This is a genomic window from Halorubrum tibetense (assembly GCF_042661865.1).
Classification (GTDB): Archaea; Halobacteriota; Halobacteria; order Halobacteriales; family Haloferacaceae; genus Halorubrum; species Halorubrum tibetense.
Genome location: NZ_JBHSWW010000024.1, coordinates 1 through 20335 on the forward strand (window position 1 = coordinate 1; position 20335 = coordinate 20335).

Annotated in this window: 19 protein-coding genes; 10 read left to right on the top strand and 9 right to left on the bottom strand. The window is 64.3% G+C overall.

Annotated elements, in window-relative coordinates; all coding sequences use genetic code 11:
* Positions 1-147: 147 nt before the first annotated feature.
* From ACFQEU_RS03310 to ACFQEU_RS03335, 6 genes are all read right to left on the bottom strand, one after another.
* Positions 148-861 carry an ABC transporter ATP-binding protein gene (locus ACFQEU_RS03310; protein ID WP_379779262.1) on the bottom strand — a complete coding sequence of 238 codons (714 nt, stop codon included), beginning with the start codon at positions 859-861 and terminating at the stop codon, positions 148-150.
* 40 nt (positions 862-901) lie between these two features.
* Positions 902-1669, bottom strand: a complete 768-nt coding sequence (locus ACFQEU_RS03315; protein WP_379779264.1) for an ABC transporter ATP-binding protein — start codon at positions 1667-1669, stop codon at positions 902-904.
* On the bottom strand, positions 1666-2907 hold the full coding sequence (locus ACFQEU_RS03320) for a branched-chain amino acid ABC transporter permease (RefSeq protein WP_379779266.1): 1242 nt from the start codon (positions 2905-2907) through the stop codon (positions 1666-1668). Before ACFQEU_RS03320 ends, ACFQEU_RS03315 begins: the two co-directional genes overlap by 4 nt.
* Positions 2904-3797, bottom strand: coding sequence for a branched-chain amino acid ABC transporter permease (locus tag ACFQEU_RS03325; RefSeq protein WP_379779268.1), 894 nt, complete (start codon positions 3795-3797; stop codon positions 2904-2906). Before ACFQEU_RS03325 ends, ACFQEU_RS03320 begins: the two co-directional genes overlap by 4 nt.
* Before the next feature lie 15 nt (positions 3798-3812).
* Positions 3813-5135: an ABC transporter substrate-binding protein gene (locus ACFQEU_RS03330; RefSeq protein WP_379779270.1), complete on the bottom strand. Its 1323-nt coding sequence runs from the start codon at positions 5133-5135 to the stop codon at positions 3813-3815.
* A gap of 127 nt (positions 5136-5262) precedes the next feature.
* Complete coding sequence (locus ACFQEU_RS03335) at positions 5263-5949, bottom strand: helix-turn-helix domain-containing protein (protein ID WP_379779272.1); 687 nt, start codon at positions 5947-5949, stop codon at positions 5263-5265.
* A 200-nt stretch (positions 5950-6149) separates the two neighbouring features.
* On the opposite strand from ACFQEU_RS03335, the gene ACFQEU_RS03340 reads away from it, so the two are divergent.
* The 5 genes from ACFQEU_RS03340 to ACFQEU_RS03360 are packed head-to-tail and all read left to right on the top strand — an operon-like array spanning position 6150 to position 12196.
* Positions 6150-7808 carry an ABC transporter substrate-binding protein gene (locus ACFQEU_RS03340; protein ID WP_379779274.1) on the top strand — a complete coding sequence of 553 codons (1659 nt, stop codon included), beginning with the start codon at positions 6150-6152 and terminating at the stop codon, positions 7806-7808.
* Positions 7805-8758 carry an ABC transporter permease gene (locus ACFQEU_RS03345; protein ID WP_379779276.1) on the top strand — a complete coding sequence of 318 codons (954 nt, stop codon included), beginning with the start codon at positions 7805-7807 and terminating at the stop codon, positions 8756-8758. Before ACFQEU_RS03340 ends, ACFQEU_RS03345 begins: the two co-directional genes overlap by 4 nt.
* Positions 8755-9786 carry an ABC transporter permease gene (locus tag ACFQEU_RS03350; protein ID WP_379779278.1) on the top strand — a complete coding sequence of 344 codons (1032 nt, stop codon included), beginning with the start codon at positions 8755-8757 and terminating at the stop codon, positions 9784-9786. The genes ACFQEU_RS03345 and ACFQEU_RS03350 overlap by 4 nt, the downstream gene beginning before the upstream one ends.
* Positions 9783-10859 (top strand): ABC transporter ATP-binding protein, encoded by a 1077-nt coding sequence (locus ACFQEU_RS03355; protein WP_379779280.1) that lies wholly within the window; start codon positions 9783-9785, stop codon positions 10857-10859. Before ACFQEU_RS03350 ends, ACFQEU_RS03355 begins: the two co-directional genes overlap by 4 nt.
* A complete protein-coding gene (locus ACFQEU_RS03360; RefSeq protein WP_379779282.1) occupies positions 10856-12196 on the top strand; it encodes an ABC transporter ATP-binding protein in 1341 nt (446 codons plus the stop codon). The genes ACFQEU_RS03355 and ACFQEU_RS03360 overlap by 4 nt, the downstream gene beginning before the upstream one ends.
* Before the next feature lie 19 nt (positions 12197-12215).
* Here the strand turns inward: ACFQEU_RS03360 and ACFQEU_RS03365 are convergent, their stop codons facing one another.
* The gene (locus tag ACFQEU_RS03365) at positions 12216-12881 is read right to left on the bottom strand and encodes a DUF1028 domain-containing protein (protein ID WP_379779284.1); all 666 of its coding nucleotides are present in this window, start codon (positions 12879-12881) and stop codon (positions 12216-12218) included.
* 359 nt (positions 12882-13240) lie between these two features.
* Between ACFQEU_RS03365 and ACFQEU_RS03370 the strand changes: the two genes are divergently transcribed.
* A complete protein-coding gene (locus ACFQEU_RS03370; RefSeq protein WP_379779298.1) occupies positions 13241-14467 on the top strand; it encodes a CaiB/BaiF CoA transferase family protein in 1227 nt (408 codons plus the stop codon).
* A gap of 114 nt (positions 14468-14581) precedes the next feature.
* Here ACFQEU_RS03370 and ACFQEU_RS03375 read toward each other — a convergent pair whose 3' ends face one another.
* Positions 14582-15196 (bottom strand): TetR/AcrR family transcriptional regulator, encoded by a 615-nt coding sequence (locus ACFQEU_RS03375; protein ID WP_379779286.1) that lies wholly within the window; start codon positions 15194-15196, stop codon positions 14582-14584.
* Positions 15197-15302: 106 nt separating this feature from the next.
* On the opposite strand from ACFQEU_RS03375, the gene ACFQEU_RS03380 reads away from it, so the two are divergent.
* Together ACFQEU_RS03380 and ACFQEU_RS03385 are read left to right on the top strand one after the other, a co-directional pair.
* Entirely contained in the window at positions 15303-16658 is a 1356-nt protein-coding gene (locus ACFQEU_RS03380; RefSeq protein ID WP_379779288.1) for an amidohydrolase family protein, read from the top strand.
* Between the two features lie 29 nt (positions 16659-16687).
* A complete protein-coding gene (locus ACFQEU_RS03385) occupies positions 16688-17581 on the top strand; it encodes a fumarylacetoacetate hydrolase family protein (RefSeq protein ID WP_379779290.1) in 894 nt (297 codons plus the stop codon).
* 75 nt (positions 17582-17656) lie between these two features.
* Here ACFQEU_RS03385 and ACFQEU_RS03390 read toward each other — a convergent pair whose 3' ends face one another.
* Positions 17657-18661, bottom strand: coding sequence for a TatD family hydrolase (locus ACFQEU_RS03390; RefSeq protein WP_379779292.1), 1005 nt, complete (start codon positions 18659-18661; stop codon positions 17657-17659).
* A 102-nt stretch (positions 18662-18763) separates the two neighbouring features.
* Here ACFQEU_RS03390 and ACFQEU_RS03395 point away from each other — a divergent pair, with 102 nt between their 5' ends.
* Both ACFQEU_RS03395 and ACFQEU_RS03400 read left to right on the top strand, forming a co-directional pair.
* On the top strand, positions 18764-19810 hold the full coding sequence (locus ACFQEU_RS03395) for a WD40/YVTN/BNR-like repeat-containing protein (RefSeq protein ID WP_379779294.1): 1047 nt from the start codon (positions 18764-18766) through the stop codon (positions 19808-19810).
* Between the two features lies 1 nt (position 19811).
* A complete protein-coding gene (locus ACFQEU_RS03400) occupies positions 19812-20243 on the top strand; it encodes a DoxX family protein (protein WP_379779296.1) in 432 nt (143 codons plus the stop codon).
* Positions 20244-20335: the final 92 nt, after the last annotated feature.

Here is a 20335-nt window from a genome sequence, read left to right on the forward strand (position 1 = left end):
TCCGCGAGCGCGCCGGCCAGCCGCCTGACACGGTCGCCGAACGCCGCGTACGTGTAGCGATGGGTCCCGTCGTGCGTCCGGGCGACGACCTCCCGCTCCGGGAACAGCCGCGTCGCCCGCCAGAAGAACGGCCGGAGGGTGAGCTCCTCAGGCATCCGCCGTCCCCACCGAGAGGTACGTCTCGAGGAGGTCCTCGCGCGCCTGGATCTCCTCAACCGTGCCGTCGAAGACGATCTCGCCGGTATCCATGATGTACCCGCGCTCGGCGAGGTCGAACGCGAAGTCGACGTTCTGTTCGGTCAACAGCACCGTGACCTCCTCCTCGACGACGGTCCGGACGATCTCGCGGAGGTCGTCGACGATGACGGGCGCGAGCCCCTCGGTCGGTTCGTCGAGTAACAGCAGGTCCGGTGCTTGGACGAGCGCCCTGGCAACCGACACCATCTGTTGTTCCCCGCCGCTGAGGTTCCGTCCCTTGTTTTTGCGTAAGGGGTCGAGCGCCGGGAACAGCTCGTACATCTCCGCGACCGGCCGCGGGTCGGCCGCCAGGTTGTGCGCCAGCGTGAGGTTCTCGTGGACGCTCAGCGTGGGGAACACCCGACGGTCTTCGGGAACGAGCGAGATGCCGAGCGCGTTGATCGCGTCCGGCGAACGGCCGGCGATTTCCTCGCCGCGATACGTGATCGATCCGCGCCGCGGCGGCGACGCGCCGACGATCGAGCGCATCGTCGTCGTCTTTCCCGCGCCGTTTCGTCCGAGCAGCGTCACGACCTCCCCTTCGTCGATCTCCAAGGAGATCCCGTGGAGGACGTGGCTGTTGCCGTAGTACGTGTCGATGTCGTCGACCGCGAGTATCGTCATGTGGTGTCTCCCCCCTGTCGTTCGTGGCTCCGTGAGCCGTTCATACCGCTTCACTCCCCAAGTAGGCCTCGGTGACCCGTTCGTCCGTCAACACGTCTTCGGGCGCCCCGTCCGCGAGGATCGCCCCCTCGGCGAGCACCACGATACGGTCCGAGATGTCCGTGACGACGTCCATGTTGTGTTCGGTGACGACGAACGTCGCATCGAGGTTCGTGTCGAGCTGCTGGATCAGCGAGACGATCTCCGTCACTTCGGTTGGATTCATTCCGGCAGTCGGCTCGTCCATCAGGAACACGCTCGGTTCGATGGCGAGCGCCAACGCGATCTCGACGGTCCGTTTCTCCCCGTGGCTGAGGGTGTCGCATTTCGTGTCGGCGATCCCCGTCAACCCCGTCAGCGACAGCAGCTCCTCGATGTCCGCCTCCAGCGCCTCGTCGCTGCCGGCGCGCGACCGGAAGTCGAGCCGCTGGTTCTCGTGGCTGATCCGCGCGACCCGAACGTTCTCGCGGACGGTCAATCCCTCGAAGACGTTCGTGATCTGGTAGGAGCGCGAGAGCCCGGCGTTCGCCACCTCGTGTGGCGGCGCGTCCGTGATATCGGCGAGCTCCCCGTCCTTCCGGAGCCAGATCGCGCCGTCGGTCGGCTCTAACACCCCCGTCAGGAGGTTATAGAACGTCGTCTTTCCGGCCCCGTTGGGGCCGATGATGCTGGTGATATCGCCGTCGTCGATCTCGATCGAGACGTCGTCGACGGCAGTCAGTTCGCCGAACTGTTTTCGTAGGTCTTCCGTTTTCAGTACGGTCGTCACGAGCCCTCACCTCGGTGGTCGTCGGTCGTACGGTCGGTGTCCGCGACGCCCGCGTCGGTGGCGGTAGCGCCGGTGGCGGTGCCGTCGGTGGCGGTACCGTCGGTAGCGGTGGCAACCGTTTCACCCCCGTCGGTGGCGACCGCGTCGCCGCCGTCACCGTCCCCGCCGCTTCCCTCGTCGCCGTCATCACCGAAGAACCGGTCACGCAGCAGGAGGAGCCCGCCGACCGCGCCGGCTTTGAAGTACAGCACGATACCGATCAGCAGCGCGCCGAAGAACAGCTCCCAGTGCGCTTCGAGCGCCGGGAACCGGCTGATCCCCCACCGGACGTACAGGTAGACGAACGCGCCGACGATCGGCCCGGCGAAGTAGGTCGCCCCGCCGATGACTGTCGCGACGACCGCGATCGCGCTCGTCGACCAGTGTGAGAGGTACGGCGACGCGACGCTGGCGAGCCCGGCGCGCAAGACGCCGGCGACAGCGACAACCGCTGCCGACAGGATGAACGTCATCCACCGGTGGTGGGTGACGTCGATCCCCAGTGCGGCGGCACGGTCCGGGCTCTCGCGGATCGCCTTACACACCGTGCCGAACGGGGAGTTGACGATCCGCCACACCGCGTAGATCCCGGTGGCGACGACGCCGACCGTCAGGAAGTAGTACAGCCGGCGGTCGCCGATGCGGAACTCCATGCCGGCGACCTCGACGGTACCGAGCAGGATGATGATCCCGTCGGTGCCGTTCGTCAGTCCCCCCGGGTTCTGGATGATGAACGAGAACGCCAGCATCCCGAACGCGAGAGTGATCAACGCGAAGTAGATCTCCTCGAGCCGGACGGAGAGCCACCCCACCGGGATCGCGACGACGACCACGAGCGCGACGCCGGCGAACGCTCCGAGACCGAACGTGACGAGCGGGGCGAGCCCCGCGCCGACGACGTCGGCGACGAAGGGGGTGAGATCGCGTAACACGATGGCGAGCCCGTACGCCCCGCCGGCGTAGAACATCCCGTGACCGAACGACAACAGCCCGGTGTATCCATACAGGAGGTTGAACCCGAGCGCGAACAGCGCGATGATCAGGAACTCCGTGAACAGGAACACCTGGAAGCTGGGTCCGAAAGAAAGCAGTATCGCTCCGACCGCGGCCAGGACGCCGAACCGCTCCCGGGTCCAGCCGTCCGCGACGGCCGTCCCGAACTCGCGGACGCGACCGGCCGACTCCGTGTCGGCGCTCATTCGCCGATCCCCCCGAAGAGGCCCTCGGGCCTGAACAGCAGGACGATCACCATCGCGAGGAAGGGGATGGCGATGGAGCCCGCGGAGATGAACTGCGGGCCGAGGCTCTGTAGGATCCCGATTATCATCGCGCCGACGAACGCGCCGGTCATCGACCCGAGTCCGCCGATGACGACGACGATGAACGCGTCGATGATGACCTGGTCCCCGAGCGCCGGACTGGTCGCCTGGAGCGGTGCCGAGAGCGCCCCGCCCAACCCGGCGAGCACGCTCCCGAGGAAGAACACCGCAGTGTACAGCCGCGGCACGTCGACGCCGAGCATCGACGCCATCTCACGGTCCGAAGACGTTCCCCTGACCAGCGAGCCGAAGTACGTCCGCGTGATGAACAGCCAAAGGCCCGCCATCACGGCGACCGCCATCCCAATGACGAACAAGCGGTACGCGCCGAACGTGCTCGCCCCGATCGAGACGGAGAAATCGAACAGCCCGGGCGGGTCCATAGAGTAGGACTGTGACCCCCAGACGAACCGTACCGCCTCGTGGATGACGAGGACGAACCCGAACGTCACGATGAGCTGGTCGAGCTCGCTCTCGATCCGGCCGTACAGCGGCCGGATGGCGGCGAATTCGATAAGCGCGCCGACGACCCCGACGCCGAGCGCGCCGACGACGACCGCGAGCCAGAAGTTGTCGACGAGACTGGTCGTGACCGCGAGCGCGAAGTACGCCCCGAGCATGTAGAGCCCGCCGTGTGCGAAGTTAAGCACCCCGAGCACCCCGAAGATCAGGCTGAGCCCCACCGCGATGAGGAACAGCCGGCTACCGAGGCTGAGGCCGACGACGATGTCGCCGATACCGACGAGCGGGACGAGAGTTGTGAGACTCATGACGGTGCTCCGCGATCAGACGCCGGTCGGCAGGTCGGAGTCGGCGAGCGCGTCCGCCATCTCGTCCGGTCCCGCGTCGTACACGTTCACCGGATCGAGAACGTTGCTATCGTACTCCTCGTTGTACGTCACGGTCCCCCAGATCGCCGGCACCGTCGCCTGGTTCGACCGGGAGTCGAGCCGGTAGTCGCCGACGGGACCGGAGTGTTCCATCCCGTCGAAGGCGTCAACGAGGTCGTCAGCGTCCGTGCTGCCGGCGGACTCGATCGCCTCCTTGTACAGGAACGGGGCGCGGTACGCGCCCTCTGCGTTGTACGTCGGGAGCGAGTCGTATTCCTCGACGTACATGTCGCGGAACTCGTTGTTGGTCGCGGTGTCAGGCACGAACGGGTCGTACCGCGTCGAGGCCAGCTCCCCCTCCGGAAGCGGGTTCCCGTCTGCCGGAAGATCCGTTCCCATCCCGACGCTGAACAGCGTGTAGTCGATCTGGTCGAACCAGCCGGCCTCCTCGGCTTGACTGACGAACGTGGTGAGGTCGGCACCCCACAGCGGCGTGATCACGGCGTCGGGCTCGGCGCTCAGGATGTCGCTGATGAACGGCGTGTAGTCGCTCGTCTCCAGCGCGGGGTACTGCTCGGTCGTGAACTCGGCGTCGACGCCGAGCCCCTCACAGAAGTCCTGGAAGTAGTCCCACGTCTCGTACCCGAACGCGTAGTCAGGGCCGATCGTCGCCCACTCCGTGGCGTCGAGCTCCGCCGCCGTCCGTGCGGCCCCATACATGTCCTGTGCGAGGTTGTTGGCACACCGGAACATGTAGTCGTTACCGACGGAGTTCTCGTGTTCACCCGCCGGCGACGTGATAAACGGCGTCGCCGCGTGCGTTACCATATACGGGATCCCTTCCTCGGCTGCCTGCGGCGCGACCGCCTGTGCGACACCGCTGGAGTCGAGTCCGAACAGGCCATCGACGCCGTCTTCCTCGATCAGGCTGCGCATCTGGCGGATCGCCGTGTCAGCACTGCCTTCGGTGTCGCGGGCGATGATCTCGAGTTCCTGGCCGTTGATCCCGCCGTTGTCGTTTATGTCCTCCTCCGCGAGTTCGAAGCCGCGCTCGGCCTCGTCGCCGTACAGCGAGGCGAACCCCGAGAAGATGTACGTCGCACCGAGCCTGACCACGTCGTCGTCGTCGCCGGCACACCCGGCGAGCGCGACTGCCGCACCAGCCCCCGTCGCCTGTAGGAACCGACGCCGGCCGACCGGCGATTCGGTTTCCGAACTCGTACCGATCGTCTCGGTTGACTTACTCTTGTTTTTCATATCGGTGTTACCGGTTTCCATTGTTAACGGATATCCGTGAGAGTCCGGCCCATATAAATATGCGGGTCACTGGCATGCGTCGGCGGGTGAAACGAACGTCGTGCGAGCGGTTAGCGTCTCGACGGCGTCCGGCAGGGTGAGTCGATGATCACGGGTGTATCTGGTCCGCGATCCCCGCCATCACTTTCGCCTCCGCTCGGGAGAGATGTTCCCACGCGGTGGTCGACCCGAGGGCTAACGCATCGCTGATCTCCTCGATACCGACACCACCACCGTGTTCGTAATACCCGAGCTCGATGGCAGTAGCAAGCGTCTCGCGTTGACGGGACGTGAGGTCCTCGAGGAAGCCGGTAAGCTCCAACTGCGGTGGCCGCGTGATATCCGAAAGCGCGACGTTACGCACCAGCGTTACTTCGTTGCCACCACGTTCGAGCGAACGCATCACTCCGGAGAGATCCTCGTCATCGTTTAAGTATAGCGTCCAGCGCTCGATCCCCGAATTGATCGTCGTCCCCATTCGGTGATGGATCCCGAGATCCGAGAGCCGTTCCGAGATACTGTCCCACAACGCGGCGTCAACCACGAGTGCGACGTACACGTGGTCCCGTTCGATCGGTGAGAGGGGTTCAGCCTCGATCACCGAGTCAGCCTCCCGAAACGCACCCAGGAATCCTTCGATATCGGTCGCTGGACCGGTGATTTCGATTATCCGCTTCCGCTCTTTGGTTCGGCCAGTCATCGAGGAGACGGAGCGAAGCGTCACCTCCGGGAACTGGGAACTCACCTCACACTCCGGTTCCCCTTTATGATAGATCTGTAGCGTCACCTCGCGCATATCACTGCCAGACCTTCATTGGTCAAATCCGTTTCGCCTGTGGTCGTTACCATCGAGCGAATGTCTAAGAATTCAATAAAATAGTCAAATAATTCAATGTTTACGCTAGATCGCCTCCGAAGCGCTCGGCGTGATATCGCCGGACGGAAATATTCGGTGTAAAGTTCATGCCGCCAAGCCTATGAGTGGCATGTGAGCAAATGTCACGAGAACTCGACGCGGCGGACCTATCCGGCCCCCGTGTAAGTAGACGGACTGCAGCAAAGCTGTTCGGTGCCGCTGGGATCACGAGCCTCGCCGGTTGTACGAGTGGCGGTGACGGTGACGAGGAACCGGCTGTCGGAGATGTCGACGAAGACACTCTCGCAGGCGGTCGGCTGACCGCCGGGTGGTTTCTCGGCGAGGTCGGTGACTTGTATCCCGCCCATATCAGTGTCGGCCAGTACTTCCAGATATCAGCGAACATTTTCAATGGGCTGGTGACGCTGAACGAGGACATCGAGATCGTCGGTGACCTCGCGACCGACTGGACAGTATCCGACGACGGGCTCCGCTACGAGTTCGAGCTCCGTGACGATGTCACGTTCCACAACGGTGAGGAGTTCTCCGCCGAAGACGTCGCATACACGATCACACACAACATCGAGACGGATGCGCCACAAGCCTCCCGGCTCGCCGATCTCGAACCACCGTCTGAAGGTGGTGTCGAAGTGATCGACGAGTACACTGTCGCACTCAATTTCGAGTCACCGAACGCTGCGACATTGGCCCACCTGACCCGCGGGCCCGGGCGGGTCGGGGCAGTCATCAATCAGACGGCGCTTGAGGAGATGGGACGCGATCAGTACTCCCTAGAGCCGGTCGGTACCGGGGCCTTCGAGGTCCGTGAACACGAAGTGGGGTCGCACATTTACCTCGATGCCCACGAGGACTACCACGAAACGGACGAGGAGGGCAATCCGCTTCCGTACCTCGATGGTGTGGACATCGAAATGATTCCCGAGCCGGGAACTATCGTGAACGCGTTACAGGCCGGTGATATCGACTTCGCCAACCTGGTGCCGCTCGAAAACGTCGACGAGGTGGAGGGGAACCCCGATATCGAAATCAGCGGCGTGCTCGGTAACGGCTGGCTCGGATTCGCCATGAATCACGAACGCGAGCCGTTCGACGATCCGGACGTCCGGCGCGGCCTCGCGAAGGCAGTGAACAACGAGGCGCTCGCACAAAACGCCTACTTCGGCTACGCCGAGCCCGCGACGGGCGTGTTCGGGCCGCTGCCCGAGTGGGTCGCTCGCCCGAACGAAGAGAAAGACCAAACGCAAGCGTACGATCCCGAGGAAGCGGAAGACCTGCTTTCTGGAACCGAAATGATGGAGACCGACGGAGAGCTCCAGATCATGCAGACTAGCGAGAATCTCCGAGCCGCACGGACGATCGTCAATCAGCTGTCGGAGATCGGTGTCGATATCGAACTGGACCAGGTGACCGACTCCACGTACTGGGAGCGGTACGCCAACGGCGACTACGACATGACCGTCTCTGGCAGCGTTCAGAAGCCCGATCCCGAGGAGTCCGTGTGGAACTTCTACCGGCTCTCGGACGTCGACGGCGTCTGGAACTGGAACAACTACGAGAGTCAAGAGGCACACGATTTACTCGGCGAACAGCGGGCAACGCCAGACCTCGAAGAACGAGCAGCGATCCTCCATGAACTCGAAGACCTGCTCATTCGCGACGTCGCAGACGCGTATATCGTCCACAGCGAGGACGTCACGGGGTACCGATCCGATGTCCACGGATTCACGCACATTCCGTCGTTCCTCCGAAACTTCCATAACGTCTGGCTCGAGGAATGAAACGGTACGTCGCGAAGCGAGTTGTCCACGCCGTCTTCGTGATGTGGCTGGTCGCGACGGTGGTGTTCTTCGGACTTCGGGCGATCCCGGGCGGGCCGATCCGCGCGATGCTCGGTCCGGAAGCGACGCCGTCCGCCGTCGAGTCACTCCGAACACAGCTCGGACTCGACCAGCCGTTATATATCCAGTACGTGGACTGGTTCCTCGGACTGCTCGTTGGCGATCTCGGACAGAGCATTACAACCGGACAAGAGATAACGACGCTCCTGTCCGCAGCCTTTCCGCGGACGTTCTCTATCGCGATCGTCGGGGTGATCGTGGGACTCGGACTGGCGCTCCCGACGGGGATAGTGAGTGCTACCCGGAAACACGAACCGGCCGACTACATCGCTACGGTAGCGGCGTTTCTCGGTTTGTCCATGCCAGCGTTTTTCATCGGCATCCTGCTTGCACTCGTGTTCGGGGTCCAGCTTGGCCTCCTACCGATCTTCGGGTACACTCCGATCCGTGAGGGGTTCGTCCCGTGGCTCCGATCGATCATCTTGCCCGGCGTCGCCGTCGGGCTACCGTACGCAGCCATCGTAATGCGTATGATGCGTTCGTCGCTGTTGGAGACGATGAACGAGCCGTACATGACGACCGCCCGCGCGAAGGGAGTCGGCTCCCGAGTCCGGCTGTACAAACACGCGATGCAGAACGCGCTGATTCCAGTTGTGACGGTCGCCGGGATCCAGGTCGCGCTGATCCTCGTTGGATCGGTTACGGTCGAGATCGTATTCGGTATCCAGGGTATCGGTCGGATGCTCGTCGATTCCATCATCGATCGGAACTACCCGGTTACCCAAGCCGTCATCCTGCTCGTCGCCGCTATCATGGTGTTCACCAACCTCGCCGTCGACGTACTGTACACGTTCATCGATCCACGGATCCGCTATGGGGGTGACGTATGAAGGACTCGTCGGAAGGCAGTATCAACGGTACCGCCACCGACAATCGGTCCCCGGATGATAACGCGGTGGCCGATGGCGGCGAAACACGGGATGAATACCCCGGAGCTGCGCCACCGGAACGGTTCCGGGACACGGGACACGTGGCACCACGACGAACGTTCCGTGAACGTCTCGCCACCGGGCTCCGTAATGACCGGAAGGCACTCACCGGAGCAGTCGTCGTCGTGGGATTCATCGCCACCGCGTTGCTTGCCCCGATCGTCGCGCCGTACGACCCGAACGCGACGTTCACGATCCTGCAAGAGCCGGCGACGAGCTCGACGACTACCGACGGCGAGTTCTTTCACCTTCTCGGGACGGACTCGTTCGGACACGACGTGCTCTCACGGATAGTGTATGGCGCTCGGGTGTCGCTTCTCGTTGCGGCGGCGACTGTGCTGTTCGCGTTCACTATCGGGACCGTGATCGGTACGGTTGCCGGCTACTACGGCGGCTGGGTAGACAGCGTCCTGATGCGGTACGTCGATTTCCAGTGGGCGTTTCCCACACTCATTCTCGCCGCAGGGATAATCGCGTTCGCCGGCGGTCTCGGGGTCTGGAACGTGATCATCGCTATCGGCGTTGCGTTCATCGACGACTTCGCACGGCTCGTTCGTGGCGAAGTGTTGTCGATCCGTGAGGAGGAGTACGTGATGGCTGCTCGTGCGATCGGGATGAACGACACCCGGATCATGTCACGGGAGATCCTTCCGAACGCGGTCGCGCCGATAATCGTACAAGTGACGCTGATGATTCCGTTAGCGATCCTCGCCGAAGCAGGGCTCTCGTTCCTTGGACTCGGCGTCACGCCAACCACCCCTACGTGGGGCTTGATGCTTTCGGAGGGCCGCCAGTTCCTCTCGCAGGCCTGGTGGATCTCCATTTTTCCCGGATTCGCGATCATGATAACAGTACTCGCGTTCAACATGTTCGGTGACGGACTTCGTGACGTGTTCGATGTCAAGGAAGGCGAGGTGGGCGATCGATGAGTTCACCGCGCCGCTCGGTGCACTCGACCGACCCGGCAGACCAGCCGTTGCTCGAGGTGTCCGGGCTTAGAACCCAGTTCTATACCGATCGTGGCACAGTCACTGCCGTAGACGGGGTCGACCTCTCGCTCACGTCCGGTGAGATCGTGGGTCTCGTCGGAGAATCTGGCTCCGGAAAAAGCGTCCTTGCACGCTCCGTTATGGGTCTCGTCGATGACCCCGGAGAGATAACCGACGGCGACGTCAGGCTCAACGATGAGTCACTGGTCAACGCCGACGACGAGCGACTCAACGAGCTCCGTGGTGGTACCGTCTCGATGGTGTTTCAGGACCCGATGCACAGCCTCAATCCGACGCTCTCGGTCGGCGAACAGATCGCCGAAACCGTCCGGTTGAATCAGGATATCGGTGAATCCGTCTCGCTGTCAGCAGAAATCAAACGGAAGATCCTCGGTGCCGCGGAAGACAGCGAGGCGTGGCGACGTGCGATCGAAATGCTCGAAACCGTCCAGATCCCGGAGGCAGCCACGCGTGCAGACGACTTTCCGCATGAGTTCTCCGGCGGGATGCGCCAGCGTGCGATGCTCGCCATCGCGCTGTCGTGTGAGCCCGATCTCCTGATCGCCGACGAGCCGACGACCGCGCTCGATGTCACGATTCAGGCCGGGATCCTCGACGAGCTCCGCGCGTTGAAAGACGCGTTCGACACGACGATCCTGCTTATTACGCACAATCTCGCGGTGGTAGCGGAGACGTGCGACTGGGTGAACGTGATGTATGCTGGAGAGATCGTCGAACGTGCACCGACTTCGGTGTTGTTCGAGAACCCATCACACCCGTATACACAGGGGCTGATCGCGAGCACGCCCCGTGTCGATGACCCGGATGCCGCACTCAAGCCAATTCCGGGAAGTGTCCCCGACGGGGTCGGTGAACAGCCCGCCTGTAAGTTCGCGAAACGCTGCCCGGAGGCGAAACCCGCCTGTTATGAAGATCCACCGACGTTCCGGTCGGTCGGGACGGATCACGAGGTCGCGTGTCTCCGCCGGGGCACGGAGGCGGAACGGCTATGAGCCCCGGATCCGGCGACGACCCGCTAGTTCAGGTCCATGACCTTCGTAAGTATTATCCACAGGCTGACGGCGTGCTCGACAAACTCGTCGGCGAGTCGGCCGATGTGAAAGCCGTCGACGGCGTCGATTTGACAGTCGACCGCGGGGAAACCCTCGCGATCGTCGGCGAGTCCGGCTGTGGTAAGTCGACGCTGGGACGGACACTGCTCAACCTCGAGGAGGTCACTGGCGGGTCGATCGTGTTCGGTGGTGACGACGTAGCCGGACTGTCTGACCGTGAGATGCGGCCGTACCGTCGCCGTATGCAGATGATTTTCCAAGATCCGCTCGCCTCGCTGAACCCTCGTCAGAGCGTGGGGTCGATTCTCACTGCCCCGATGGAGGTACACGGGATCGGCAATGACGGTGCGGACCGGTTAGAACGAGCGCGTGATCTCCTCGAGCGAGTCGGGCTGGAACGCGGCCACGTCGACCGATATCCACACCAGTTCTCCGGGGGACAACAGCAACGCGTTGCGATCGCACGAGCGCTCACTGTCGAACCGGAGTTCATCGTGGCGGACGAGCCGACCAGTGCGCTCGACGTGAGCGTTCAAGCACAGATCCTCAACCTCTTGGGGGAACTACAGGAGGAGCTCGATATCGCGTTGTTGTTCATTACACATGACCTTTCAGTGGTGCGCCAGGTCGCCGACCGCGTCGCGGTGATGTATCTCGGCGAGATCGTGGAGACGGCACCGACGAAGCGACTGTTCGCCGAGCCAGCACACCCGTACTCTGCGGCGTTGTTGTCCGCAGTACCACGGATCGACCCGGAAACACGCACGGATCGGACCTTGTTGACCGGGACAGTCCCGTCACCGATCGAACCACCCACAGGATGTCGGTTCCACACGCGATGTCCCGCGGTGATCCCGCCCGCCGAGTGGGGCGGAGATCAACCAGCGTTTCGCGCCGCGTTCGCCTTCCGGAACCGGCTGTTGGACGGTGAGGTAGACCGAGACGCTGCTGCCGCTCGTCTCGGCACGGAAGACGCAGAGCGGATCGCCACGTACATCATCGAACAGTCGCTGCCGGTCGACATCGATGAGCTGCCGGCCGACGCGGCCGAAGCCGTCCGCGAGGCGGCTCGTCTCGCGGCGGCAGGAGACGATGATGCTGCGAGCGAACGGGTGTCGGAGGCGTTCGTTTCGCCGTGTGAAACCGATCAGCCGGACAGGGTTCCTGCCATCGTACCCGGATCGAGCGCCGCGGATGTCGTGAATGCAGACGGCGGGTGGGCGACGTGTCATCGCAACGATCCCGACGCACCGGGAACCGCGACCATCGAGGAATGACCGGCGTCGACGAGCGGTATCAGTCGAAGATCCGTTCTTTTGACGCCTCGCTGAATCCGTCGCTCGCGCCGTAGGCCGCTTCATACACCCGGCGGAGCTCATCAACCGGCTCGTCGTGGTGGTCGACACGAAGGTCGTGATACGCAGTCGTCTGAGGTGCAGACACGACGACCGCCGCGGAGCTGTGTCCGCGTTTGTCGCCACCGGCTTCGACACCCGCGGCCAGCGAATCGATCAGCCGTGGAACTGTCCCGGCGTCAACTGCGTCCGTCGCCTCTCCCTCGGTGAACGCCTCGGAGACTGCTCTGAGTGTCTCAGGACCCGTGAGCATATTTCCGGCGACCGTTACCCCCTCCCCGGGATATGTTTCGTGTCCGGACCACTCTTCGGTCTCCTCACCGGTGTGTCCGAAGACCGCATCAGAACCGACGCCGTGTAACTGTCGAAGCGCGGCGTGTTCGTCGCGCTCAAGAACACCGGAGAGTGCCTGTTCTAACGGCACGTCATCGAGCAGTGCGATTCCACGTCGACCCAGTCTTACGTTGACGAACGCTTGTGTACTCACTGCCCCGTGGACGGAGGTGTAAGGCGCCAGCGCACCGACAGCGGGTGCGTCAGTTGCGACCGCGGTGCCGTACACTGTTCCATCAGGGGACTCCGTGCGGACACAGATTGAAAACGTCATATGTGACACTGCGGCCGTGACGGATTAACTCACCCACCGAACGTATCCGGGGTGATGGCCTCCGAGCCGGCATCGTTCCGGTGTTGGTCGTCTCGTCGCTATCGAGCAGACGATGCGAATGCCGTGATGTTCAGTGTCAAGCAGGTGCCTGCCGATACTTTTACCATTCGGTAAACAAACAGAGTCTCACGAATGCGTATCGATAAACGGTCAGACGGGCAAATCGTACGGTCAATCGAAGGGGAGCGTGCCATCCCGCTTCGGACCGTGATCCGACGACGACGGAAGACGGGCACGTGTGCAACCGAATCGAGATCGAATCGAACCGCAAGCAACAGGGCCGCCGTGGAGAGAACACGATGAACGAGCACGACCGGATCTTGGAGGGTGTGACCGTCGTCGACCTCTCGACGTTCGTCACCGGCGGGTTCTGCTCGGCGATGCTCGCGAACCAGGGCGCGGAGGTCCTCAAGATCGAACAACCCGGATACGGGGACGCCGTCCGCCACTCGGGGCCGCCGTTCATCAACGGCGAGTCACCGTACTACTGGACGCTGAATTACGGGAAACGGAGCCTGGAGCTCGACCTCAAGAACGACCGGGCGAAGGACGCGCTGTACGAGCTCGTCGCGGAGGCGGACGTGTTCATCCAGAACTTCCGTCCGGGCACCGCCGAACGGCTCGACGTCGACTACGAGACCCTCTCCGAGCACAACGACGACCTGATCTACCTCGCTATCTCCGCGTTCGGACAGACGGGGCCGTGGCGCGAGCGCTCCGGGTACGACCTCCTCATCCAGGGGATGAGCGGGGTCATGAGCGTCACCGGCGAGGAGGGCCGCCAACCCGTCAAAGTCGGGTTGCCGATGACCGACCTGATCACGGCGATGTGGGCCGCGTTCGGGACGACGACGGCACTGTACCGCCGCGAACGGACGGGGAAGGGCGAGTACATCGACCTCGGGATGTTGGAGGCGACGCTCCCGTGGCTCACGAAGCAGGCCGGCATGACGTTCGCCGGCGAGGAGACCAAACGCATGGGGACGAAAGACCCCGTGCTCGCCCCGTACCAGACGTTCGAGACGAAGGACGGCTTCATCAACATCTGTATCCTCAACGAGAAGCTCTGGGGCGAGCTGTGTGAGGCGCTCGATCGGCCGGACCTCCCGGCCGACGACCGTTTCGAGGAGAACGCCGACCGGGTCGAGAACGCCGACGCGCTGGAAGCGGAGATCGAGTCGACGCTCGCGGCGCGGACGACCGACGAATGGATCGAGATCATCGCCGAAGACGCCGGCGTCCCCGCCGGCCCGGTGTACGACGTCGAGGAGGCGCTCGACAACCCGCAGATCGACGCGCGGGGGACGGTCACCGAGATCGAACACCCAGAGCTAGGCGAGGTCCCCGTGATCGAACACCCGCTGAAGTTCGACGGCGCGGAGAGCGGGTTCGAGCTCCCGCCACCGTTACTCGGTGAGCACAACCGGGAGGTGTTCCGCGAGCTCGGCTACGGGGACGCCGAGATCGACGAACTGGAGGCGCTCGGCGTGTTCGGCGAGCCGGACGACGACAACGGAACAGAGTGAGACGGGTCTTGAGGCGGGACCGTGGTGCGTCCCTAACGTGGGACCGTGGTGCGTCCCCGACACGGAGCCGCTGACGGCAGAACCGGCTCGGCTCACCTGGGCCGGTCGACCCGGCTACCCGTCGGCATACAGCGAGTCGAGGACGAACTCGTCGATGGCTCGCCGCGTCTCCGCGGGCGCATCCTCGTGACCGAGGGCGATCCGGCGGCCGCGAGCCGCGTGGATGATGTCAGTGATGAACTGCCCCATCCGCTCGGCGTCGACCGGCTCGAACGTCCCCTGCTCGATCCCCTCCTCGACGACCTCGACGATGCTCCCCTGGATCCGGTCGTAGTGGGCGTCGAAGATATCGCGGTGCTCCGGGTCGTTCTGGGCGTACACGTACAGCTCGTGATACACTTTCATCCGGTCCCAGTGGCCGAACTCCTCGAACTCCGGCCCGAACAGACACTGGTCGATCCGGGCGTCGAGCTCCGCTCGTGGGTCGGCGTCGGCGTCGACCTCAACGCTGCCCTCGTACTGGTCGATGACGTACTCGAGAAACGAGGAGAGCAGGTCGTACTTCCCGTCGAAGTGGTAGTGGATGACCTGCCGGGTCAGGTCCATCTCTTCGCCGATATCGCGCATCCGGAGGTCCCCGTACCCGTGTTTGCTCAGGGCGCGGAACGTCGCCTCCATGATCACCTCCTCGGTGTCCTTCGTGGAGATCGGTTCGCCGGAGTTGCTCATACGCGTACTGGGCGTGTCCAGCATATAATACGATCCCCTCCACGCCGACCGCTGTGTTTACCGTACGGTAAACTTTTATCCTACTGGTCAAACGGTACAACTGCACATGACACGAACGATCATCAAAAACGGGACGGTCGTCTCGCTCGATCCGGAGATCGGTGATCTCGACGACGCGGACGTGCTGATCGAGGACGGCGAGATCGTCGACGTAGGACACGGGTTGTCGTCCGACGGGGCCGAAACCATCGACGCGTCCGACCGGATCGTCGTTCCCGGGTTCGTCGACTCACACATCCATCTCGCCCAGACCCAGGTGCGGGGGATCGCCGGGGACTGGTCGCTGATGGGCGAGTACTTCGAACACATGCTCGGCAACATCACCGGGCTGTATCAGCCCGAGGACATGTACCTCGGCGGCCTCTTCGGCGCGTTCGAGAAGCTGTACACCGGAACGACGACCGCCCTCGACTGGTCGTACCCCAACACGCTCGAACACGGCGAGCGGGCGGTCGACGCGCTCCAGGACACCGGACTGCGCGCGGTGTACACGTACGGCCCGCCGGGCGATGACGCGGCGAAGTGGTGGTTCGAGAGCGACGTCGGCCTCCCGGAGGAGAACATCCGTGAGCTCTACGAGGGGCACATCCGCGACGACGACCTGCTCAGTCTGGCGCTCGGGCTCCGGGGGCCGGACTTCTGTACCGACGGGACCGCCCTGCGCGACCTGGAGCTCGCACGCGAGCTCGGCGTGCTCTCGACGATCCACATGGGTGCCGCCCTGTGGCCGTCGTCGGTGTACGGCGAGGGGTATCAGGGGTTCGGCTGTCTCCACGACGAGCTCGGTCCCGACGTCAACGTCGCCCACGGCAACCACTTCACACAGGAGGACATCGACCACGCCGTCGAGCAGGGCGTCTCCTTCTCCTCAACGCCGGAAGTGGAGATGCAGATGGGCCACGGGATCCCGGTCACGGAGAAGGTGCTCGACGCCGGCGGGCGGCCCACGTGGGGTGTCGACGTCTGTTCGGACATCAGCGGCGACATGGGGAGCCAGATGCGGATCGGGCTGCAGCTCCAGCGCATGTTCGACAACCAGAAAGTCCTCGACGGCGACGAGGAGGTCGACGAGGTGCGGATCACCGCCCGCGACACGCTCGAAATGGCGACGATCGAGGGCGCGAAGGCGCTCGGCATGGCCGACGAGATCGGGTCGATCACGCCCGGGAAACGCGCCGATATCGTCATGATCGACGCCAACGACTTCATGACCGCGCCGTCGCACTCACCGGTCCAGACGGTCGTGTTCCAGTCCGACCCCTCCCACATCGACACCGTGCTCGTCGACGGCGAGGTCGTCAAGCGCGACGGCGAGCTGACGAACCCGAAGGTCCACGAGGAGTTCGACCGGTTCGTCGCGTCCGGACAGCGCCTGCTCGACGAGGCCGGGGTCGACCTGTAACGAGCGGCACCCACACAGCACGCTTCCCTATGCGACTCGCACAATATCGACTGACGGATGAACCGCACGGCTGGCCCGGCGTCACGACCGACGACGGCGAGGTCATCGAACTCCCCGCGGCCGGCGCGGCCGCCGGCGTGGAGATACCCGACACGACCACCGATCTGCTCGACGCCTGGAACTGGCGGGCGAAAGCCGAGCTCGCGGTCGAACACGCGACGGAGACGGGCGTCGGCGTTCACGACCCCGCCGAGCTCGATCGGCTCGCACCGGTCACTGACCCGCAGAAAGTCGTCTGTGTCGGGCTCAACTACCGGGACCACGCCGAGGAGGGCGACAACCCGATCCCTGAGGAGCCCGTCCTCTTTTCGAAGTTCCCGACGACCGTCACGGGGCCCGACGACACCGTCTCGTGGGACCCGGCGTACACGGAGAAGGTGGATTACGAGGCGGAGCTCGTCGCCGTTATCGGCGAGGAGGCGCGCCGTGTCGACCCCGACGAGGCGATGGACCACGTCGCCGGGTTCACCGTCGGCAACGACGTCTCCGCGCGGGATCTCCAACACGGCGACGGCCAGTGGATCCGTGGGAAGAGCCTCGACGGCTTCGCCCCGATCGGCCCGGAGCTGGTGACGACCGACGAGATCGACGACCCACATGACCTGTCGATCGCCGCAGACGTGAACGGGGAGCGGCTTCAGGACTCCACGACTGCGAACCTGATCTTCGGGATCGACGAGCTCGTCTCGTTCTGTAGTCAGGCGTTCACGTTGACGCCGGGCGACCTGTTGTTCACCGGGACGCCGCCGGGAGTCGGCGTCTACCGGGAACCGCCGGTGCTACTGGGGGACGGCGACACGGTCACCGTCACCGTCGAGGGCGTCGGCGAGCTGACTACCCGATTCGCGTTCGACGCGGACTGAGACCGCGGACACCGCGCCGCGCCGAGCGCCCTCACGGCGCGTCGACCGTCCCTGAGCCATCCGTTTCGACCCCCGTCACTCCGTTTCGAACCCGAACACCTCACGCGGGTTCTCCAACACCACGTTCCGGATATCCTCGGGGTCGATCCCGTATCGGTACAGCTCGAATATCGCCCGCTTCACCGCGTAAGGATCCGTTCGGAGGACGTTCGCGCAGTCCGTATCGATCAGGATCCGATCGGAGCCGTACTCGTCGATGGCGTCGGCGACGTCCGCGGCGTCGACGCCGATCAGCCAGGAGTGGCCGATCGTGTAGCTCAGGTAGCAGTCTGTCTCCTCCATCAGGTACGCGGTGTTGTTGGCGTCGGCGTGGGAGGCGACGACGCGGTCGTCGTCGAGGCCGGCGTCACGCATCGCCTCGACGTCGAGCCGCACCGCGTCGAGCGCGGGGTTCTCGCCGTCGAGGACGGGGTCGGCACCGAGCCCCGCGTTCTTCTCGTATCCCGGTGTCACGCCGAGACCGTCGCGGTACGGTCGTTTCGCGTCCGTCGACGTGTTAGGCGTGTGGAGGATCACGGGGAGGTCGTGGTCCCGGGCGAGCGCCATCTGTGCCTGGACGACCGCCTGCTGTTCGTCGACGCCCCACGCGCTGACGTGCTGGGAGGGGACGACGCCGGTCTCGCCGACCGCGACGACCTCGTCGAGCGCGCAGTAGGCGTCCATCGCCGTCAGCAGCTCGTCGGGGTTCTCGATCCGAACGCCGGTGTGGACGCCGAGCCCCAGTTTCGCCTCGAAGAAGTGGTTACGTTCGATCGCCGCCCGGCGGTTGATCGCGTCGTCCCAGAGGAACCGGACGTCGTCCGCCTCGACCGGCTTGTACGGGGTCCAGTGGTAGCCGGACGCGACCATGAGCATGGACCGGCAGCCGGCGAGCGCGTACCGCTCACGGTCGGCCCACGAGAGCGTGTGTGCGTGATTGTGCGGGTCGATCCACGGGAGGGTGAGCAGCTCCCGTGGCGGGTCGATGTCGTCGAGATGCGCCGCGTCAGTCGGTCGCTTCGTTGGGGTCGGTGTGGTCATTGGCGTGTGGTGCGGGACGTGTAGCCTCCGTTATGCCCCCGGTCACTTAGCGTTTTACGGGTTGGTAAAACTTTAGTATGCGTCGGACTCACACTCTCGGGTATGACACTATTGATCGGAACGGATAACGGGCTGTACCGCGTCGCCGACGTGCCGTTCGAGCGCGGTGAGCCCGAGCGAGTCCTCGACTGCGGGGTCGTCACCGCCGTGACGTCGTGGGGCCACACCGACGGCGTCTTCGTCGCGTCGAGCACGGGGGCGTACCGGTCGGTCGACGGGGGTGAGACGTTCGAGGACCTCGGCGTCCCGCTCGGCGACCGGTTCTGGCACGCGGGGCAGAGCGAGGTGTGGTCGATCCTCGCGACCGCCGACGGCGCGCTGTACGCGGGCACGAACGACCCGTACGTCTTTCGTTCCGTCGACGCCGGCGACACTTGGACCGAGCTGAAGGGGTTCCGGGAGCTCCCCTCGCGAGGGCACTGGGAGTCGCCGATCGACCCACACTACGCACGGCTGCGCGCGCTCGAAGCGGTCCCGGGCCGACCCGAACACCTGATCGCCGGCGTCGAGGCGGGCGGGATCCACCTCAGTCGCGACGGGGGGCGGACGTGGCACGACCGCCGCGACACCATCGTCGACGACATCCATCAGGTCCTCCCGATCTCCGAGGACGTCTGGCTGGCGACGACCGGCTACCTCGATCACGACTTGGAGAACCTCGGGCTCGGCCACGCCGTCGGGGAGGGCGGGCTGTGGCGGACGACCGACGCCGGCGACTCCTGGAGCCGTCTCGACCGCGGTAACGACTTCTCCTACATCCGGCGGGTGTTCGTCCACGACGGGACCGTCTTCTTCTGTGGCGGCGAGGAGGCCCCGCCGGCCTGGGTGAACGACGACCACGAGGTCGCGCTGTTCGAATCGACCAACTTCGGCCGCGACTTCGAGCGCGTTCCCTTCCCCGGCGAGCCACACGAAGTGATCGAGACCTGGGCGGTCCACGACGGCGAGGTGATCTGCGGCTCCGGGCTGTTCGACGTCCCCGACCAGCGCGACGACGTCGAGGGACGGATCGTTCGTCGGACCGACGAGGGAACCTACGAAACGGCCGGCCGGGTCGACGCGAACGTCAGCCGGATCGAGGTGGTGTGAGATGGGTGGCGACGACGCCGTCACGCGCGATCCCCCATCGACGCTTGGACGGTCGCTGTACGCCGGTATCCTGGCGTACATGGCACTCGACGGATTCAAGAACAATGACAAGCGGGTCGCGGTCGCGGAAGCGAAGGGGGTCCCGATGCCGGAGCTCCTCGTTCCGTTCGTCACCGGAATGCTGTTCGTCGCTAACCTCGGTATCGTGCTCTGGCGGTTCCCCCGGGCCGCCGCGGGGGCCGTGATCGTCTTCTTCCTCGGGACGACCCCCGCGATCCACGATTTCTGGACGATGGAGGGGGAACAGCGTCACGCCAACAAGATCAATTTCCTGAAGAACGTCGCCCTGCTCGGCGGCGCGGTCATGTTGCTCGACCGGGCAACCGGCAGGGAGTCGGATCGAGACGCCCGCGGCGCGCCCGAAGACGAGTGACATCCTCCTCGCCGTAAACGGCGAGGCTTCCCACGCATGGGGAATACCAGTTAGTCGTCGCTGGCAGAGGGTTTCGGCTCTTCGTAGGCCGT

Coding starts and splice junctions, on each gene's coding strand:
- ACFQEU_RS03310 (WP_379779262.1), bottom strand. CDS start 861: ATGACGATACTCGCGGTCGACGACATCGACACGTACTACGGCAACAGC.
- ACFQEU_RS03320 (WP_379779266.1), bottom strand. CDS start 2,907: ATGAGCGCCGACACGGAGTCGGCCGGTCGCGTCCGCGAGTTCGGGACG.
- ACFQEU_RS03325 (WP_379779268.1), bottom strand. CDS start 3,797: ATGAGTCTCACAACTCTCGTCCCGCTCGTCGGTATCGGCGACATCGTC.
- ACFQEU_RS03330 (WP_379779270.1), bottom strand. CDS start 5,135: ATGGAAACCGGTAACACCGATATGAAAAACAAGAGTAAGTCAACCGAG.
- ACFQEU_RS03335 (WP_379779272.1), bottom strand. CDS start 5,949: ATGCGCGAGGTGACGCTACAGATCTATCATAAAGGGGAACCGGAGTGT.
- ACFQEU_RS03340 (WP_379779274.1), top strand. CDS start 6,150: ATGTCACGAGAACTCGACGCGGCGGACCTATCCGGCCCCCGTGTAAGT.
- ACFQEU_RS03345 (WP_379779276.1), top strand. CDS start 7,805: ATGAAACGGTACGTCGCGAAGCGAGTTGTCCACGCCGTCTTCGTGATG.
- ACFQEU_RS03350 (WP_379779278.1), top strand. CDS start 8,755: ATGAAGGACTCGTCGGAAGGCAGTATCAACGGTACCGCCACCGACAAT.
- ACFQEU_RS03355 (WP_379779280.1), top strand. CDS start 9,783: ATGAGTTCACCGCGCCGCTCGGTGCACTCGACCGACCCGGCAGACCAG.
- ACFQEU_RS03360 (WP_379779282.1), top strand. CDS start 10,856: ATGAGCCCCGGATCCGGCGACGACCCGCTAGTTCAGGTCCATGACCTT.
- ACFQEU_RS03365 (WP_379779284.1), bottom strand. CDS start 12,881: ATGACGTTTTCAATCTGTGTCCGCACGGAGTCCCCTGATGGAACAGTG.
- ACFQEU_RS03370 (WP_379779298.1), top strand. CDS start 13,241: ATGAACGAGCACGACCGGATCTTGGAGGGTGTGACCGTCGTCGACCTC.
- ACFQEU_RS03375 (WP_379779286.1), bottom strand. CDS start 15,196: ATGAGCAACTCCGGCGAACCGATCTCCACGAAGGACACCGAGGAGGTG.
- ACFQEU_RS03380 (WP_379779288.1), top strand. CDS start 15,303: ATGACACGAACGATCATCAAAAACGGGACGGTCGTCTCGCTCGATCCG.
- ACFQEU_RS03385 (WP_379779290.1), top strand. CDS start 16,688: ATGCGACTCGCACAATATCGACTGACGGATGAACCGCACGGCTGGCCC.
- ACFQEU_RS03390 (WP_379779292.1), bottom strand. CDS start 18,661: ATGACCACACCGACCCCAACGAAGCGACCGACTGACGCGGCGCATCTC.
- ACFQEU_RS03395 (WP_379779294.1), top strand. CDS start 18,764: ATGACACTATTGATCGGAACGGATAACGGGCTGTACCGCGTCGCCGAC.
- ACFQEU_RS03400 (WP_379779296.1), top strand. CDS start 19,812: ATGGGTGGCGACGACGCCGTCACGCGCGATCCCCCATCGACGCTTGGA.